This window comes from Candidatus Fermentibacter sp., assembly GCA_030373045.1.
Lineage (GTDB): Bacteria > Fermentibacterota > Fermentibacteria > Fermentibacterales > Fermentibacteraceae > Fermentibacter.
Genome location: JAUCPW010000027.1, coordinates 1 through 17,688 on the forward strand (window position 1 = coordinate 1; position 17,688 = coordinate 17,688).

At 66.6% G+C, this 17,688-nt stretch carries 18 protein-coding genes; 1 reads left to right on the plus strand and 17 read right to left on the minus strand.

Features of this window, described 5'->3' with window-relative positions:
- Positions 1–757: 757 nt before the first annotated feature.
- The 17 genes from QUS11_05065 to QUS11_05145 form a co-directional block, all read right to left on the minus strand.
- Positions 758–1,486 (minus strand): hypothetical protein, encoded by a 729-nt coding sequence (locus tag QUS11_05065; protein MDM7992664.1) that lies wholly within the window; start codon positions 1,484–1,486, stop codon positions 758–760.
- A 13-nt stretch (positions 1,487–1,499) separates the two neighbouring features.
- On the minus strand, positions 1,500–2,120 hold the full coding sequence (gene coaE, locus QUS11_05070; protein ID MDM7992665.1) for a dephospho-CoA kinase: 621 nt from the start codon (positions 2,118–2,120) through the stop codon (positions 1,500–1,502).
- Position 2,121: 1 nt separating this feature from the next.
- Positions 2,122–3,330, minus strand: a complete 1,209-nt coding sequence (locus tag QUS11_05075; GenBank protein ID MDM7992666.1) for a radical SAM protein — start codon at positions 3,328–3,330, stop codon at positions 2,122–2,124.
- Positions 3,331–3,370: 40 nt separating this feature from the next.
- On the minus strand, positions 3,371–5,194 hold the full coding sequence (locus QUS11_05080; protein MDM7992667.1) for a 30S ribosomal protein S1: 1,824 nt from the start codon (positions 5,192–5,194) through the stop codon (positions 3,371–3,373).
- A complete protein-coding gene (locus tag QUS11_05085) occupies positions 5,191–5,832 on the minus strand; it encodes a lysophospholipid acyltransferase family protein (GenBank protein MDM7992668.1) in 642 nt (213 codons plus the stop codon). Before QUS11_05085 ends, QUS11_05080 begins: the two co-directional genes overlap by 4 nt.
- On the minus strand, positions 5,829–6,485 hold the full coding sequence (cmk, locus tag QUS11_05090) for a (d)CMP kinase (GenBank protein MDM7992669.1): 657 nt from the start codon (positions 6,483–6,485) through the stop codon (positions 5,829–5,831). Before cmk ends, QUS11_05085 begins: the two co-directional genes overlap by 4 nt.
- Positions 6,486–6,564: 79 nt before the next feature.
- Positions 6,565–7,344, minus strand: a complete 780-nt coding sequence (locus QUS11_05095; GenBank protein ID MDM7992670.1) for a pseudouridine synthase — start codon at positions 7,342–7,344, stop codon at positions 6,565–6,567.
- A complete protein-coding gene (gene scpB / locus QUS11_05100; GenBank protein ID MDM7992671.1) occupies positions 7,319–7,882 on the minus strand; it encodes an SMC-Scp complex subunit ScpB in 564 nt (187 codons plus the stop codon). Before scpB ends, QUS11_05095 begins: the two co-directional genes overlap by 26 nt.
- 234 nt (positions 7,883–8,116) lie before the next feature.
- Positions 8,117–8,875, minus strand: coding sequence for a segregation/condensation protein A (locus QUS11_05105; GenBank protein ID MDM7992672.1), 759 nt, complete (start codon positions 8,873–8,875; stop codon positions 8,117–8,119).
- Positions 8,865–9,749 (minus strand): 50S ribosome-binding GTPase, encoded by an 885-nt coding sequence (locus QUS11_05110; GenBank protein ID MDM7992673.1) that lies wholly within the window; start codon positions 9,747–9,749, stop codon positions 8,865–8,867. Before QUS11_05110 ends, QUS11_05105 begins: the two co-directional genes overlap by 11 nt.
- The gene (locus QUS11_05115; protein ID MDM7992674.1) at positions 9,746–11,011 is read right to left on the minus strand and encodes a PQQ-binding-like beta-propeller repeat protein; all 1,266 of its coding nucleotides are present in this window, start codon (positions 11,009–11,011) and stop codon (positions 9,746–9,748) included. Before QUS11_05115 ends, QUS11_05110 begins: the two co-directional genes overlap by 4 nt.
- A gap of 14 nt (positions 11,012–11,025) precedes the next feature.
- Positions 11,026–11,805, minus strand: coding sequence for a L,D-transpeptidase (locus tag QUS11_05120; GenBank protein MDM7992675.1), 780 nt, complete (start codon positions 11,803–11,805; stop codon positions 11,026–11,028).
- Positions 11,806–11,821: 16 nt separating this feature from the next.
- A complete protein-coding gene (locus QUS11_05125; GenBank protein MDM7992676.1) occupies positions 11,822–12,751 on the minus strand; it encodes a D-Ala-D-Ala carboxypeptidase family metallohydrolase in 930 nt (309 codons plus the stop codon).
- A 39-nt stretch (positions 12,752–12,790) separates the two neighbouring features.
- The gene (gene purN, locus QUS11_05130) at positions 12,791–13,417 is read right to left on the minus strand and encodes a phosphoribosylglycinamide formyltransferase (protein ID MDM7992677.1); all 627 of its coding nucleotides are present in this window, start codon (positions 13,415–13,417) and stop codon (positions 12,791–12,793) included.
- Positions 13,414–14,682 (minus strand): hypothetical protein, encoded by a 1,269-nt coding sequence (locus QUS11_05135; GenBank protein MDM7992678.1) that lies wholly within the window; start codon positions 14,680–14,682, stop codon positions 13,414–13,416. Before QUS11_05135 ends, purN begins: the two co-directional genes overlap by 4 nt.
- Positions 14,679–15,923, minus strand: a complete 1,245-nt coding sequence (locus QUS11_05140; protein ID MDM7992679.1) for a glucose-6-phosphate isomerase — start codon at positions 15,921–15,923, stop codon at positions 14,679–14,681. Before QUS11_05140 ends, QUS11_05135 begins: the two co-directional genes overlap by 4 nt.
- 31 nt (positions 15,924–15,954) lie before the next feature.
- On the minus strand, positions 15,955–16,860 hold the full coding sequence (locus QUS11_05145) for a hypothetical protein (protein MDM7992680.1): 906 nt from the start codon (positions 16,858–16,860) through the stop codon (positions 15,955–15,957).
- On the opposite strand from QUS11_05145, the gene QUS11_05150 reads away from it, so the two are divergent.
- On the plus strand, positions 16,847–17,536 hold the full coding sequence (locus tag QUS11_05150) for a hypothetical protein (GenBank protein MDM7992681.1): 690 nt from the start codon (positions 16,847–16,849) through the stop codon (positions 17,534–17,536). The two genes, QUS11_05145 and QUS11_05150, sit on opposite strands and share 14 nt — an antisense overlap.
- Positions 17,537–17,688 lie beyond the last annotated feature (152 nt).

The following is a 17,688-nucleotide window of genomic DNA, read 5'->3' on the forward strand; positions in this document are numbered from 1 at the left end:
TCCTTCGCCTCCGGCAGCCATCAGGTCACCTGGAACGGCACCGCTTCCGGCGCACCCGTCCCGGGCGGCGTCTACATCTGCCGCATGACCTCCCAGGGCTCGACCCAGAGCGCAAGGATGGTCCTCGCCAGATAGCTTCGGTTTCCGATATCCGGCATCCACCGGGCGGTGCCGGAGGGGCGCCCCTCCGCGAAAGCGGGGGGGCGCTTCTTCCAGAACACTTTTACTCCTTTAACTCACTTCCTGACAGAGTACCTGAGTTTGAGCAAGTTAAAGGAGTTAAAAGCGTTCTGGAGGGGGTAGAGGGTGTGATGTGATATCGGCATCTCGCCGGGCCGGATCGATACTTTACATAATATCTCTTATCGGACACTTCACTTCCGCGTCTGCGGAAGTGAAGGCGTCGCCAGCTTTCTGCCGAAGGCAGACAGCGGGAGACAATTACTGCCGCCATGGCGTACGTTAATCTGCCGGTCCCCCGCCGGAGCCGGCAGTGATATACGATCCAGGCTTTCTAGCTGCCCGCCGTAAGGGATGTCATTCGAAGTACGCCGAGATCCTCTCGCGGCTTGCCACGCCTGTTGATCGTCGGGTGGCAAGCCACTGTCGGACCTGCTGATCCCTGCATAAGCAGGAATCAGCCCTTCGATTCCGCGCAGCGGAATCGATGCGCAGTCAGCAGCATGGTTCCCGAAGGGAACCTGCGAGAGGACGTGCCCGGATTCGCAGACGCGAATCCGGACCCGCGCCCTGCGCTCTAGTTCCCCTGATCTATGAGAGCCAGCTGGTACAGGTCGAAATCCGTGGTGTCGCCGCGCACTTCCATGGATTCCTGCAGGAACAGCCTGGCAGACTCGTTGTCGCCATCGAGGAGAGAAAGCCTCGACAATCCGGCCAGCGCATCCCCGGCCATCACCGGGAATTCGGCGGAATCCGCAGCAACTTCGGCGTAGCTGGCCCTCGCGTTCGCCAGATCCTCGACGCCGCCCCGGTTCTCGAGAGCGATGCCCATGTGGAGCCTCGCGCTCTGGGCGATCATTCCATCGGGTCTGGATGCGAGGAGGGTCTGGAGAGTCTCGATCACCTCGGTTTCGCGGCCCAGAAGGATGCCCGCCTTCGCGGCGAGGATGGCGGCCCTGCGGCCCCATTCCCTGTTCTGGTTCCTGCTGAAGACCTCGCCTGCCATCGTGTAGGCCTGGTTGAGAGCCGCGGCGGCTTCCTCGGGCCTGCCTGCCGCAACGAGCTGTTCGGCCTGCTCGAAGATCGTCTCCGCCAGTATGTAGCGGGCCATGCTGTCGGCGTTCTGCTTCCTGCCCGAAGAGATGACGCTCTGCACTATGAGGATCACCGCGAGCAGCGCGGCGCATGCGATGGCGGTCTCCTTGACGTGCGTGCGGAGGAACTCCCATGCCCTGCCGAGATTCTCGGCGACGGGGTCCCTCTTGAGTTCTGTCTTGGTCAGGCGCCGCCTGGTTCTGTGAGCCATGTCTCCTCCGATGTCATCCCGTGTGGTAAGACCCGGTGATCTGACCCAGGATGACGCTTATCTGCCCCGGGAGCGAATCCGGCGGGGAACCGGAACCGTTGTTGATCACCCAATCTGCTTTCCTGATCTTCTCCGTCAAGGGCATCTGACTGTCCAGGCGCCTCCCGGCCGATGCCGTGTCGAGCCCGTCGCGAGCGGCGGCCCGCGCCAGGCATTCCTCACGTTCGCATGCCACGACGACGACAGCGTCGGCCATGCGGTCGATCCCCATCTCGACCAGGAGCGCCCCCTCTAGGACATACACTCCCTCCTCCTGCGAGAGGACGCCCGCGGCAAGCGCGGCCCATCCCTTCATCAGGGGGTGCAGCACCGCCTCGAGTCCCCCCCTGGCGTCGTCGTCGACGAACACCATGGAGCCGAGGAGCTTCCTGGCCTCCCTGGCGGACATGGAGGACAGACCGTCTATGCCCAGCCTCTCCCCTACCTTGGCGCGTATCCTTCTCTTCTCCATCAGCCTGTGCCCGACGGCGTCCAGGCTGCAGACCCCCCTCACCCGGGGATCCCGGGCAAGGATCCGGGCGACGGAGGTCTGCCCCGACCCGCAGGGTCCGGTCAGCCCGATCAGGAAGGCCATCTCAGGCTTCCTCCCCCGCCTGCGCGAAGGGGATTATCTCTCCATGCGACGGCACGATGTCCATCAGTGACCCCGGCACGGCCCCGTCGGGCACCGCCACGGCAACGTAGTTGTCCGAGATCCCCGTGAGCATGCCCTGCCTGCACCTGTTCTCGACCAGCACGGACATCCGCCGCCCCTCCTGGGCTCTCTCGAACCTCCGCCTGCCGGCCGTGGAGGCCCTTCGGAGAACGGCCGCCCTGCGCGATACCTCGTGGGCGGGCACCCGGTCGGGAAGACCGGATGCCGGCGTACCCGGCCTGGGCGAGAACGGGAAGACATGGGCGTAGTCCACGAGCCCGCCGGTCAGGAGAGCGAGGCTCTGCTCGAAATCCTCCGCGGTCTCCCCCGGGAACCCGGCTATCAGGTCGCATCCCACTATCCCGCCTGGAAATGCGTTCCTCGCCTCACGCGCCATGTCGGCGACATCGGCGCCGCTGCAGGCCCTTCCCATCCTGCGGAGGATCTGCGTGCTGCCGCTCTGGATGGACAGATGCACATGCCTGCACACCCCGGGGAGCGCCAGCGCACGAAGCCCGGTACCGGCGAGACCCATGGGTTCGAGAGAACCGAGACGAACGCGGAACCGGCCGCACTCGACGAGATCGCCCACCAGCCCCGGCAGGCCGCGCGAATCTCCGAGATCCCTCCCGTACGAGACGATGTCGGCCCCCGTCAGGACTATCTCCCTGAACCCCGCATCGGCCATCGAGCCTGCGGCATCGAGGATCGACGACCTTCCGTAGCTCCTCGAAGGCCCCCTGGCATCCGGTACGACGCAGTATGTGCATCGGTTGGAGCATCCGTCCTGGATCCTCAGCAGGCCGCGATTCCTCGCGCCCCGGCATGTCCGGCACGAGTGGACCGGACCTTCAGGGCAGTCCTCGCGGGTGATCCTGCGGTCCTTCGGGAAGTCTCCGGGGAAGAGCCTTGCAGAACACCCCGCCAGCACTATGCCGGCGGATGTCTCCGCAAGGAGCCTCCTGGCGGCCTTGCGTGACTTGGACTGGCTCCTGGAGGTCACGCAGCAGGTTCCGAGCACTATCAGATCGGCATCCAGGGGCGAGGCCGCAACCTCGCCCCCGGAATCCTCCGCCTTCCGGGCCGCCAGCCACTCGGTCTCGCAGGCGTTGAGCCTGCACCCGAGGTTCAGGAAGCCGACCCGGACCATATGCAACCGGTTCCGGCGCCGTGGAGCGCCATCAGAACCCTCAGGCCTCCCCGCCTTCCGGCGCGGCCTCAGGCTGTGCCTCCGAGGCGGGTTCGGGCTCGATCAGGGAACGGCCGCCCTCCTCGTCGTATATCGTAGCCCGCGGAGGAAGCTGTACGGGCTCGGCCGGAGGCCTGCCCTCGAGCTTCGCACGGAACTCGCTGAGCTCCTCCATCGGCCTGCCGTTGAAGTAGCTGCGCACGCTGAGGACTATCCTCCTGCTGCTGGGCACGACCTCTATCACCCTGAGGGGCAGGTCGTCGCCTATCCGGAGGACCTTCTCGGGATGCTCCAGGGTCTCCCAGCCCAGCTGGCTCAGGGGGACGAATCCCTCTATGGAGTCCCCGAGATCCACCACGACTCCGCGCTCGAGGAGCTGGACCACCGAACCGTGGATCTCCGTGCCCTCGGGCAGCTTCTGATCCATGGTCTCCCAGGGGTTGTCGGTCGTCTGCTTGAGACCCAGGGAGATCCTGTGGTTCTCGCGGTCGATGCTCAGCACCACGACCTTCAGGGCGTCGTTCTTGGCCAGCACCTCCGAGGGATGGGTCACCCGCCTGGTCCAGCTCATGTCGCTGATGTGCACCAGGCCGTCGATCCCGTCCTCGATCTGCACGAAGGCGCCGAAGTTGGTCAGGTTCCTCACGGTTCCCTCGACCACGGAGCCCACGGGGTAGCGCTCCTCTATAGTATCCCACGGGTTCTCCTGGGTCTGGCGCAGCCCGAGGGATATCTTGCGCTCCTCCTCGTTCACGTTGAGCACTACGGCCTCGAGATCGTCCCCCACGCTGAGGATCTTCGACGGATGCCTGACGTGCTTGGTCCAGGACATCTCCGAGACGTGGATGAGACCCTCCACGCCTGGCTCGAGCTCGATGAAGGCGCCGTAGTCGGTTATGCTCGCGACCTTGCCGCTGACGATGGCGCCCTTCGGATACCTCTCGGCGACACCCTCCCACGGGAAGGGCTGCAGCTGCTTGAGGCCCAGGGAGATGCGCTCGCGCTCGCGGTCGAACTTGAGGACCTTCACCTCTATCTCGTCGCCGATGTTCACGAGCTGGCTGGGATGGCGCACCCTGCCCCAGCTCATGTCCGTGATGTGGAGGAGGCCGTCGATGCCGCCTAGGTCCACGAACGCGCCGAAGTCCGTGATGTTCTTCACGACGCCGGTGCGGACCTGGTCCTCCTCGAGCTCACGGATCAGCTTCTCCTTCAGCTCGGAGCGCGCCTCCTCGAGAACCTGCCTGCGGCTCACCACGATGTTCCTGCGCCTCTTGTTCAGCTTGATGACGCGGAACTCGAGCTTCTGGTTGAGGAACTTCTCGAGGTTGGGCACCTGCCTGAGCGCCACCTGGGAGCCGGGCAGGAACGCGTCGACACCCATGATGCGCACAACCAGACCGCCCTTGATCCTCTTGAGGACGGTGCCCTCGAGGATCGTGCCGTTGTCGTAGGCGGCCTTGATGTCGGACCAGACCCTGTGGAAGTGGGCCTTCTCCTTGGAGACGCTCACCCTCCCGTCCTGGTCCTCGAGGGTCTCGATGTAGACGTCGACCTGCTGGCCGGGGACGATCTCCTCGTCCTCGCGGAACTCGGACAGGGGGATGACGCCCTCGCTCTTGTACCCGATGTCGACGACCACCTCGTTGCCGACTCTCTGCAGGATGGTCCCGGAGAGTATCGTTCCGACCTTCACCTCGGTCGTCGTGATCGTCCCGTCATAGGTCTCCTCGAGCCTCCGCCTCTCGTCGGGAGAGTACTCGAAGCCCTCGATCCTCTCGACCTCCTCCGGCGTCAGTCCGACGCAGAACTCCTTCTCGCTCAATTCGCACTCCTCTCGGCCCGTATCAGGCCAGCTTCGGCACCTGTTTCCACTATCCTGTCCATCACCAGCCCGGCCATGGCGGAAGTACCGCCCGACCTGCCGGCCTCCTCCATCTCTGCGGGGAAGATGAGCCTGCCCAGGCACACGGAGAAGCGCGGCCTCCGCGCGAGCGCGGAGAGCGGCCTGTCGGTGCCGTGCAGGAATGCCGGCAGCACGGGGACACCCATCTTCGATGCGAGCAAGCCGACGCCCGGCTTCGGAGGAAGGGGTCTGCCGTCCATGCTCCTGGTGCCCTCGGGGAAGATGAGGAGGGCGCCGCCATCCCCGAGGATCGACTCTGCGGTCCTCAGGGCGGTGCGGTCCACTCCCCTCCTGTTCACGGGGAATGCTCCGAGCTGCGTGAACATCCATGACAGCGCCCGGCCCCTGAACAGCTCGCTCTTCGCCATGAAGCGCACCGTCCTGGGGATGCAGCTCCCGAGAACGGGCGGATCCATGTCGGAGATGTGGTTGCTTGCTATCAGGAGGCCGCCCGTGCGGGGAATCCTGCCGGCCACGCTGATCCTCAGACCGAAGACGATCCGGAAGACGGCCCGGCCGCATCTCTGGATGGCATGCATCGAGCGGCCGTCCATCATGCTCCGTGCCTCCCGGCCGTACGGAACAGGGACACGACCCTCTCGACCTGCTCTCCGACGGACATGGCGCTGGTGTCCAGCAGAAAGGCGTCGGAAGCGCGCCTGAGAGGGCTGTCGGGTCTCTCCCTGTCCCTGGCGTCCCTCTTCATCAGGCTTTCCACGACATCGACGAAGACCTCGGAGGGACGGGCGCCGGAGCGGCAGGCCAGGTCCCTCGTCCTGCGGATTCCTCTCACTGCGATGTCCGCGGTGACATAGACCTTCAGGAGGGCGTCGGGGAAGACGACGGTGCCCATGTCGCGGCCCTCGGCAACGATGTCGCGGCCGGCGGAAGCCTCGCGCTGCTTAGCCACCATCGCCCGCCTGACCGGGGGCGAGGCGGACAGGAGGCTGGCGGCCTCGCCGAGTTCGGATGTGCGGATGAGGGAGGTTACGTCCTCCCCGTCGAGGAAGGCTCCCTCGGGGCCGGCGGACATCGAGCTCGCGCCCGCGATCCGGGCGACGGCATCGGGGTCCTTGGAAGCTGCAGGGCTTCTGGAGGCGAGGAGGGCGGTCATGCGGTACATGGCACCGGTGTCCAGATAACAGAAACCGAGCACCTCCGCGACGAGGCGCGCGGTGGTGCTCTTGCCCGAACCGGCGGGTCCGTCGATGGCTATGACGTCAGCCAGACAAGGTCACGTCCCCTCTTTTATACATAGGGAAGGATTATCTGCCCGGCCGGTTGCGGCGTCAAGAAGACGAGGGCGGTTCCATCCCGACCAGCGAGTAGAGCATCTGCATCTCCCTGCGTGACAGATTCCGGTGCTCGCCCCTGGGCAGGTCTCCGATCGAAACCGGCCCGAACCGGATGCGCTCAAGCGCCGCGAGTGCGAGCCCGGCGGCGGAAGCCATCCTCCTCACCTCGTGGTATCTACCGGTGGTGAGAACGATCGAGAGACGCCTGGCGCCGAGCGGTGTCACCGCGACCGGCCGGCAGAGAGGGCCGGGGCCTATCGGGATTCCGCCGCGCAGCTTCTGGAGCACCCCCGAAGGCATGTCGTCGCCCAGGGTGAGGATGTACTCCCTCTCGATCCCCCATCTGGGATGGGTCAGACGGTTCGTGAGGTCTCCGTCGTTGGTGAGGATCAGCAGGCCCCCCGTGTTGATGTCGAGCCTGCCGACCGGCACGCAGCCGGGGTTGAGCCTTGCCAGCACCGCCTTCAGCCTGCCGCTCCTGTCGGCCATGCTCGTCTCGACCCCGACCGGCTTGTTCCAGGCATATGCAGCCGGCACGGGGAGGACGATCCTCCTGCCGGAGTACTCGACCCTGTCCCCCGGCGCGACCTGCACCCCTATGGACTCCGGGCGCCTGCCGTTCACCGTCACGAGGCCCTGCCTGATGATCTCGTCGCAGGCCCTGCGGGAACCCACTCCCGCACGCGCGAGGAAGCGGTTGAGCCGCATGCCTTCGGAGGAATCCGCGCCGCTGCCTGCCCCGGCAGCCCTAGTTCGAGAAGAGGTCGGCGCCATCGGCGGCTCCTTCCGTACCAATGAGTTCCTCTATCTCCCGCCTGCGCGGGAGGTGGTCAATGTCGTCCAGGCCGAAGTAGTTGAGGAAGCCCTCTGTCGTTGAGTAGGTCAGGGGCCTGCCCGGAGTCTCCTGCCTGCCGCAGATGCGGATCAGGCTCCTCTCTAGCAGCGACTTCACAGCGCTGTCGCAGTTGACGCCGCGTATGGCCTCGATGGCGGCCCTGGTGCAGGGCTGGTTGTAGGCTATCACCGCGAGCGTCTCCACGGCGGCCCTGCTGAGCCTGCCGGGCCTCCTCTCCTCGTAGAGCTGTGCGACCGTGGCCCCGATGGCTGGATCGGACACCATCCTCCACGTACCGGCGGCCTCCTGGAGGATCATCGCATGACCCTCGTCCTCGAGAGAGGCCCTGATCCTGCCGATTGCCTGCGTCACGGTATCGGCGCCCGATCCGGTGAGGTCGCAGATCTCCTCGATGCTCAGGGGCCTGTCGGCGGCGAAGAGCAGACCTTCGATCGCGCGAGCCGTCACGTCGAGCATCCGGTTCAGCCCTCCACGCCTTCTCTGACCTGTCTGCAGGAACACCGAGTAGAGCGAACCTTCATCGATATGATGCGAGCCGTCACGTCGAGCATCCGGTTCAGCCCTCTCCGACCGGGGAAAACATGCAGAATCCAGAACAGCTACGCAGTGTTCGCACCGGGCACTCCCGCAGTTCACCGAACTGGGAATCCTCACATCTGGCGAACTGCTGACGTGCCAGCTCATTCCGGCTCAGCCGAATGAGCGGGTTAAAAGCGTTCTCGAGGACTCGCTCCATGCCTCCTCGCGCTCGAGAAGGAGGTCGCCGAACGGGGCTCTCTGCGTGAAGCGGACCAGACCCTGCCTGGAGAGTTCCAGGATCGTGACGAAGAACGCCACCAGAAGCCTCCTGTCGGATCCCGGGCCCAGGAGATCCCCGAGGCTGATCCCCCTCCCGTGGCGGAGCCGGGCCGAAATCATCTCGACGCATTCGGATATCGTCAGTTCGGGTCTCCTGTACCTCTGGACGGGCTCCACGGAGGGAGTCGAGAGTTCATCGAGAGCCCTCAGCAGGTCGAGCAGGCTGACCGAGCCCGGTTCAGCCCGGGGGGGCGCGTCTGAAGCCCATCTCTCCCTCTCCCCAGGCGCAGGGAAAGCGTTGCGCCACACCTCTTCGCTCTCGCGCAGCTCGGCCGCGACCTCCCTGAAGGCCCTGTAGAGAACGAGCTGCCTCATCAGAGTGCGCTCCGGATCCTCCTCGGGAGCCAGGTTCCTCGCCGGCAGGAGCGCCCTGCTCTTGATGCTGGCGAGGGTGGCCGCCATCACGAGGTACTCGCTCGCGACGTCGAGATCCAGTTCGACGGCCGCGCGTATGTAGGCCAGGTACTGCCCCGCCACCTCGGCTACCCTCACCTCGCGGATGTCCAGCTCGTCGCGCCTGATGAGATACAGGAGCAGGTCGAGGGGGCCCTCGAACTGCTCGAGGCTGATCCTGCAGGCTTCAGACGACATAGCCGAACTCGAGCAGGTCGTGAGGGTTGTCGGGCCAGGATTCCCTCACCTTCACCCAGAGGTCCGGCAGGACGGTCCTGTCCAGGAGAGCTCCGGCCCCCTTCGCGGCGCAGTCGGTGATCCTCTGGAGAGTCTGCCCTCTCCTGCCGATGATGATGCCCTTGTAGGAGTGCCTCGACACGACGAGATTCGCCCTGACGTAGGTCTTGGAGTCGCGCATGGAGAACTCCTCGATCTGGACCGCGGTGGTCGTGGCGATCTCCTCGGGCAGGACCCTGAAGAGCTCCGTCCGTATCACCTCGGATACGAGGAAGCGCTCGGAGTGGAGCGTGGTGCAGTCTCCGGGGAAGAGCATCCGCCTGGGCGGCAGGGATCGGAGCATGTCCCGGAGCAGACCGGGCACTCCCGTCCCCCTCGGCGGGCAGATGGCATGGGCGCCGGTGAAGGCGCGGAACAGACAGGCCTGGTTGATCAGCGCCTGCCAGAGGCCGGGCGGGAAGTGATCGACGTGGGTCAGACCCAGCAGGACCGGCCTTCCGGAAAAGAGGTCGAGGAACCTCTCCGTCTCGGGCGATGCGAGCTCCTCGTCGAGCTTCGTGGCATCTACGATCAGGCAGGCCGCGTCCATCCAGCCGAGGATCTCGAGCCCCAGGGCCGTCCGGAGGGGCGGTGTATCGATGATGCAGACCTGTCCCCCGGACCCCGGATCGTGGCATACCCCGGACAGGGGCAGCCGGGTCGTTCCCCGCCCCTGTGTGACCGGAGAGATCGTCCTCCCGACGAGGCTGTTGAAGAGAGAGGACTTGCCGGAGTTCGCCCCGCCCGCCAGGACGAGATAGCCGGCATGGACCCTGCCCGGGAAGCAGTATGTCAAGGCTGGCCGCCGGAATCGCCCAGCGTGCCCAGGAACGCGAAGAAATCGCCCGAGGCGGTGCCGAAGAAGACCGAACCGTTGGCGATGATCGGGGCGGTGCCCGCGTAGCCGCCCATCTCCATGCTCGACTCCAGGGCGCCAGTGGCGGCGTCGAGTATGTGGAACCGTCTGTCGTCACAGCAGACGTAGACGTTCTCGTCTCCCACCGCCGGAGGAACCTGGACCCAGTTCTCGAGCCCGGTCTCCCACAGCAGGGCTCCCCCGTCTTCGGAAAGGCACACGACCCTGCTGTCGCAGGTGCCGGCGAAAACCCGTCCTCCCTCGACTACCGGCCTGGAAACCACGGTCCTCACGGGTTGAGAGGTGAGGTCGGTCTCCCACACGACCGCCCCGGAGGAGAGGTCCAGGCTCCTCACGACCCCGTCGGCGAAGCCCACGTAGACCGATCCGCCGGAAACGGAAGGAGCCGAGGCCTGGGCCGGGAAGTCGCGCCTCCAGATCTCCTCCCCCCCGGCGCCGTAGGCGCACACGATACCGTCCTCGGTGGTGAAGACGGCGACGGTGTCTGCCACGGCCGGACCCAGCACGACGCCACCCGGCGACGCAGACCACACAAGGTCACCGGTGCGCGCGTCCAGCGCGGCGATCGAACCGGCGGAGTTGCCGGTTACCACGATCGAGTCGCCGAGGATCCCTATCGACGCGAAGAGATGGTATCCGAGGCCTGTCTTCCAGACAAGGGCTCCGGTCGAAAGGTCGAGGGCGTAGGCGTATCCGTCCTGCCCGCTGAAGAAGACGGTCGTGGCGCCGACGGCCGCCTCGCCGCTCAGGCCGCACGAGGTCCCGAACGACCAGAGCACCGCGCCGTCGGTGGCGTCTACCGCGCGGAAGGTTCCGTCGCTTCCACCGAAGTAGAGTGTGCTGCCGCAGAGGGCCGGGGCCGCGAAGAACTCCAGACCGGTATGGATCCTCCAGAGGGTGTCCAGGGGGGCCTGGATGTCGGGACCCCACACGCCCCGGCCGGCTGGATCGTTGCGGGGCTGGGCCCAGGTGGAGGGGATCTCGTCCCTGATGGAATCCGGTATGGCCGGCACCGTGATGGTGCCCTGCGCCTGGCCGGGCTCTTCCGGGCGCTCGGCGCGGGATCCCCTGAAGGCGAGGATGGCGACGACGGCCAGGCCGGCCGCGCCGAGCACGGCCCACAGAGGCCCGAACCGCGAGGAAAGGAGCCTGCCCGCCAGGGTTTCCGACCGGATCGTCACGCTCCCCCCCTCACTCAGTAGATGAGGACGGGCGCACCGACGGGAAGGGTCCTGTACAGGGCCTCCAGATCGGCGCTGCCCAACCGTATGCAGCCGTGGCTCACGTTGTTGCCCCTTCCGGTGCCATAGTGCAGGAGCACGCCGCCTCCGAGGTCGATCTTGTAGGATCCGAGCACGCCTGGCACCTGCCTGACGTAGAGCCTCTCGGACGCATCGAGAGAGTCGTTGTAGAAGGCTATCTGCTCGGCGTAGGTCAGATCCTGCGGGAGCATGACGACCTGGCCGGGATCCGGCGGCTGCATGTTCTGCTCGAGCCAGAACCAGTCCGGCCTGAACCAGTAGGGGTTGGTGCCGTTCCCGAGGACATGCCTTAGCCCGCGCGGCGTGCTGAAGTCCCAGGATTCGCCGGTGCCGTTGGAGGTCCAGCCCTTGCCGGTCCCGCAGTAGCCGGATCTGACGAGCAGGTCTCCCCTTCTCAGGTGGAACCTGTTCTGGCCCGTGTCGATGATCAGGTAGTAGTCGGGATAGACTGCCGCCGTGCTGTCTGCCGCGATGCGCAGCCGGAGGGACAGGGCGAGGTCCCTGTAGTAGTCGACCGAGTCGCGGAATGCACCTATGCTGGAATCGGCCGAGACAAGGGTATCCATCAGCGCTATGGCCTCGCGTGCCTCGGCCAGCACATCCGAACTCCTGCGCCTTTCTGATCCCAGAGTGATCGACATGGCCAGCAGGGCCGCCAGGCTGGCGGCCAGGCATGACCCGAGCACGAGAGTCGTGTTGCCGGGTGCTTTCAAGGACAATCCCTCCGGGCTATATGACTGGATCCGGGACCAGGTTGAGCTGGGTCTGCCAGCTCGCGGGCCTGCCCCTGACGTCTATGTGCACGAACGGGCCGTGCTGCTGTGTCCAGCGGTAGGCCGAGGCCCCGCCCACGGAGATGCCGCCGGATGCCTCGATCCGCCTCACGATGTCCACGGCGTGTTCGCCGTCCGAAACGTCTATCCTCTTGTTCCTGTCGATGTCGTCCATCAGGCCGTTGGGCGGGAAGCCCTCGAGCCATATGTCTGCGGCAGTGCCGTAGAGGTGCGCGCTGAAATCGGTCTCGTTGCCTATGGACCTGTTGTAGTCGGGAGTCCTGTAGCCGCTCATGACGTTGATGTCCACAGGTTCCGGGTACTCGCGCCCAACGGCCTCTATCAGGGCTTCGAGCTTGTCGACCAGCCTCAGGTCGAGGGCGAGGTACTGCGGATAGGCGCCCTCGGTATGCCCGAGGAACTCGCCCAGCGTAAAATGGCTCGAGAGCCGCACTCCGCCTCCGTTTGCACCGAGCTCGACGAAGCTCTCCGGGTTGTCGCCGCGCGAGTTGCCGTCGCCGTACAGCCCGACCGGGTACGAATTGAGCGTCGGGGTCCTCCATCTCGAGGCGTCGACCACCACAATGACCGCATATTCCTGCACCGCTTCGCCCGAGGCCAGCGTGAGCCTGAAGGTGCCGTGGCTCCGCGGCGCCGTCCAGGTCGCCGAGACGCCTTCCGAGGATGAGGGCTCCCCCGCAGAGAAGGTCCAGGTGCAGGGCACGGCCGTCGAGAGGTCGAGCATCTCGCCGGGATGGCACATCAGAGACATTCTCGAACCAGGCAGCATGCTCCCGTCGACCCCGAGGCCGATCCGGGCCGGACCCGGGTCGGGATCGCTCGAGGTCGAGAAGACGAGGAGCCAGGCGAGGCATGTGAGAGTCATCCCAGATTCCCTCCGGATATCCGCCGGTGCGGAATATAACTACGCCGGGCCGTCGGGAATACGGCTCTTCACGATCCTGCCGTCGATCCTGATCCTGCCGCCGAGATGGAGTCTCACGGCCTCCGGGAGGATCCTGTGCTCCTCCTGCAGGATCCGATCGGCGAGCGAGTCGGCCGTGTCGCTCCCCAGTACGGGCACCGCGGCCTGGAGCACGATCGGGCCGGTGTCGGTGCCGGAATCTACATAGTGCACGGTACAGCCGCTCACCTTCACCCCGTGGGCGACGGCCTGGGCCTGGGCGTGCAGGCCGGGGAAGGCCGGCAGCAGCGAGGGATGGATGTTGAGGATGCGCCCGGCGAAGGATTCGAGAAGGGCACCGCCCAGGACCCTCATGAATCCGGCAAGGCAGACCAGGTCGACGGACTTCGATACCAGCAGGTCGGCCAGCGACTTCTCCGCCTCCGGAGATACGCGCGACCTCCCCGGCCCCGGATCGAACGGGATCGATTCGACGCCCAGCCTCCTGGCCTTCAGCATGGCGCCCGACGAGGGATTGTCGGAGGCCAGCAGCACGACCGATGCGCCTCCCAGGTCGGATGTGCAGAGTGCTTCGAAATTGCTCCCCCGCCCAGAGGCGAGGACGGCTATCCTTCCGGCAGAGTTCACGATCCCCTCCCGTCTCCATCCTGCGGCGCCCACGGAGGGCCGTCGGAGAAGATCCACACGACCCCGTACGACATTCTCCTGTCGTCATCGTCGAAAGCGTCCTCCAGGGCGCCCACCAGCGAGAAGCCGAAGATGCTCAGCGAGATGCACGCGTCGGCCGACGTGCTCTCCACCTTTCCCGAACCGTCACCCGGGTCGGACTGCAGGGCTACTAGCCTGCCCCCGAGGGTGATGCGTCCGTTCCCTCCGAAGCCGAATCCGGGGAAGGCCGATACGGAAGCCCTGAGAAGGCTGTCCGACACGAAGCCCGAAAGCCCTAGCCAGGCTGGCCAGGTGATGTGCGCGCCGGCGGAGGCATCGCTCCCGTCGTGGAAGAACTCGGCGCCTGCCGGGCCCCACCCGGCGGTGGCGAGGAAGCCGGAGACCCCTCCCGGGACGCTGCAGAACCCGGCGCCGATAGCGGGGCCTCCGGGGATCGTGCAGAGCAGCCCCGCCGTGCCTGCGAACCCGGTCTCTCCCGAGTCCGACGACATGTCACCCCTGGCGATCAGCGTCGCGGGTCCCGCATCGAAGGAGGATCTGAGATGGGCTTCCGCGTGAGTCAGGGAGTCCCATGCCGAAAGCCCGGCCGCCGACTCCAGGGTCAGCCGCCCCAGGGAGGCCGATGCGGCCGCGGTGGGCTCGGCCAGCCTCACGCCCTCGACGGGCGATGCAAGGAAGCAGCCGGCGGAAACCGGCGGACTGCAGTAGGAGAAGCCGGCCGAGTAGCCGTCGCCGCCGCCCGCTCCCTGCCAGAGGAAGCCCGTCGCGGACAGGGGCCCCCGTTCGAGCCCGAGGAGCTGGGTCGAGATCGTGTCCTCGCGGCCCAGTGCCGCGCTCACGCCCATCCCGAGCGGCAGCGGTCTCTGCAGGAGTCCGGAGTACCTGTTCCTGCCGACGGTGCTCTCGAGGAGACCCACCGAACTCCTGTAGCTGCTGTCGGGAATGCCGGGGGTCGAGAACTCGGCCGTCCAGCCTCCGCCTCCCCAGATGCCCGCCTCGAGAGGGCTCAGGATCTCCACATGTTCGAAGGAGCCCCAGGGCGGCAGGGGAACCCCCGGACCTCCGCAGAGCAGGAGTGGTCTGCCGTCGACCGTCGTCCGCACGTCCAGCCCGGCCATGAACGGCAGCTCGGACCATTCGAGCATGATCCCGGTCTCGAGCAGGTCCAGGGGTGACGCCTCGAAGGAGGCGAGGCAGGAGATCGCCAGGATTGCCTGTATCACTGCCAGCCCGGCCGGCCCATGCCCGCGAAGGTGAGATGCTTGCCCCGCTCGACCCCCGGCTGGTCTAGCGGATCGATTCCCAGTGCAAGCCCCGTGAGCACCGTGGCGATCTCCATGGCTGCGAGCAGCGCACCCACGGCTTTCTCCGAAGGCGATTCACCGGCGTGGAGCCTGCATACAGGGAGCCCGCGCTCCGCGAGGGCGGCCGAGGTGGCGGAGGACTCGGCCCGCCTGAGCTCGTCCAGCGTCCTCCCCGTGAGCCATTCCGCCGATGGGTATCCCTCGAAGCCCCCGGGCAGGGGCGGAGATGGCTCGGTCATGTCCAGGAAGGTGAAGAACTTGTCGGCGGGGCCCTCCATGAAGAGCTGCACGAGCGAGTGCTGATCGGCCGGCCCCCGGCATGCCAGAGGAGTCTGGCCCAGACCGGCGCCGCCCCCGGGCCTCCTCTTGCCCAGGCTCTCGGCCCAGAGCTGCGAGAACCAGAGCGCCACGTCGAAGAACCTGTCGCTGTAGGCAAAGAACACATGGACCGGATGGCTCTCGAAGAAGGCCAGCCAGCAGGCCGCCAGGCGCCCGGCCAGGCTTTCCGTGCCCTCCAGGTCGAAATCACGGATCACATCCGCGGCACCGTCGAGCAGGGCCGGGATGTCCAGACCGGCGAAGGCGGCTGGAAGCAGCCCCGCCGGGGAGAGCACGCTGTAGCGGCCGCCGACCGACGGAGGTATGGGGAGGGAGGCCCATCCCCTGTCGTCGGCCAGCTTCCTGAGATCGCCACTGGATGGATCGGTGACGGCCACGGTGCGCCGGTCGCGGATGCCTGCCGGGAGCCACGGGTACAGCGACAGGAGGACCGACATGGTCTCGGCCGTGGACCCCGACTTCGTGATCACGACCAGCAGGGTCCTGGCCGGGTTGCAGGCTTCCTTCACCGCATCCACGGTGCGGTGATCGGGCGAGTCGACCAGGCGGACGCGGGGGCCGCTCCCCGGGCCGAGGGCTGACAGGAGACATCTGGCACCGAGCGCCGACCCTCCAATCCCGTCCACTATCACGTCGTCCACCTCGCCTGCGAACGCTCCGGCGAGTTCGAGGCACGAGGCAGCGAGTCCCCTCTGGAAGGGGAGTTGCATGAAACCGAGCCTGCCGTTCCCGCGCCACTCTGCGAACCTCTCGAGCGGGAGCGCCGGCAGCCCCGGGAACGATAGCCCCGTCTCGAAGGAGACTCCTGCGGTCGAACTCATGCCGAAACCTCCGCGTGAGGCGGCCGCGCCTTCACGGCCCCGTCCACACCCTCACGGCCGCTCCCCCGGGGATGGGTCCGAGGGCCGTGACGAAATCCCCGTCCGAACAGATGGGCTCGATCCGGATGCTGTCGCCCCCGGCCAGCACCACGAGGCTGGACAGCCCCGAATCGAGCACCGCCCTCCGCGGGAGCGAGAACGAACCCGGGAAGGCGAAGGCCCCTTCGGGAGCATCTCCGGAATATATGCCCGTTCCGTCCCTCTCCTCCACGAGCCGGAGCTCTCCGGCGGATTCCGGCCAGCGCAGCATGACGGACGAAGGGGGCGGGATGAGCGAGACGATACTCCGGCCCTGCGCCACTATCTCGGCTCCGGGTCTCCCTCCGTCGGGCTGCCCGGCCGATGAGGAGGAGACCGAGTGGACCTCCCCCTCGAAAGGCGAGAGAAGGGCGATCCTGGACGAGGCTTCGAGAACCGAGCACCTGGCCGCGGCAAGGGCGACTTCCGCGAGAAGCGCGGAGTCTGCCGGCGAGGCGGCGGAGCGGGCTTCGGCCAGGGCCAGGGACATCTCGGCGAGTTCCAGGTCCATGATGGCCACCGAGTCCGTTCCGACCGCCAGGGTGTCCCCCGCACCGACCCGGGAGCCGGGTGAGGCGACGATGATGATGTCTCCGACGTGCGAACCGTCCGCCCAGAAGACTTCGACGGTGTCCGGCCCGGCGGCCTCGACACCGAAGACGGCGGGCGCACCGGGCAGGACGGTCGTGAAGCCCCCCCGGGAGGACGAGTCCGCCGGAACTCCAGTCTGAACGGGCCGCTGAGGGCCGCAGGCGCAGCAGAACGCGACTGGACAGGCGAGCATCGCGGCCTTAGCTTCGCGCCTGATCCGGTGTACAAAACCCATCGTCCGGGGAGGGAAGACCTTGCTCTCGATCAAGCCTGCTCCTGTCGCGGCGGTTTTCATACTCCTCACCGCTTCCTGCGGAACCCGGACATCCGGTTTCTTCTCAGGCCCGCTCATCGGCAGGGAACCCGGACCGGGCGCGGCCGTGGAGGCGATGGCGCCCGAGCTGACGGACACTCTGCTCAACTGCAGCTTCGACGACATCACGGACGCACCCTTCGGGCCGGACTGCCGCTTCGAGGTCTATCACGGCGGGCTCCACATCGACAATTCTGCGTCCGGCGACCCGCTGGTGCTGCTCTCGACGGCCGCCCTGACAAGGGACGGCACCGTGGAGGCCGTCTTCCAGATCGAGGAATCGTCGCCCCATTCCGTCCTCGGGCTGGTGCTCAGGGCGGAGGACGACGGGAGCTTCCTGCTCGCAGGAGTCGACTCCCGCGGGCAGTATACGATACAGAGATGTCTCGGGAGCATGTGGACCCCCGTGATGGGCCTCGACCCCTTCGAAACGAGCCGGCTGCTCCCCTACGACCCCGCGAGCATCGAGCTCACGGCGGAGATACACGGCAACTATGTCGATTTCTACGTGAACGGACAGCTCCTGCAGGTCGTCAGGACCACGATGCCGGTCATGGGGCGCACGGGCATCTTCGTGGACGGCTGGACGAGCGCCGTGCTGGACCGGATCACGATAATGCCGGAGAGCTGATCTGACCTGCGCACTCGCCCTCATCCCCGCTGTCACGGCAGGTTTCGCCGGGCCGGGGGTATACGCATGCCCGCCCCCGGACACCGCGGGCACGGTCAACGCATCCTCGGCGCCGGACGGATTCCCGATCCTGTGCTACCACTCCATCGGCA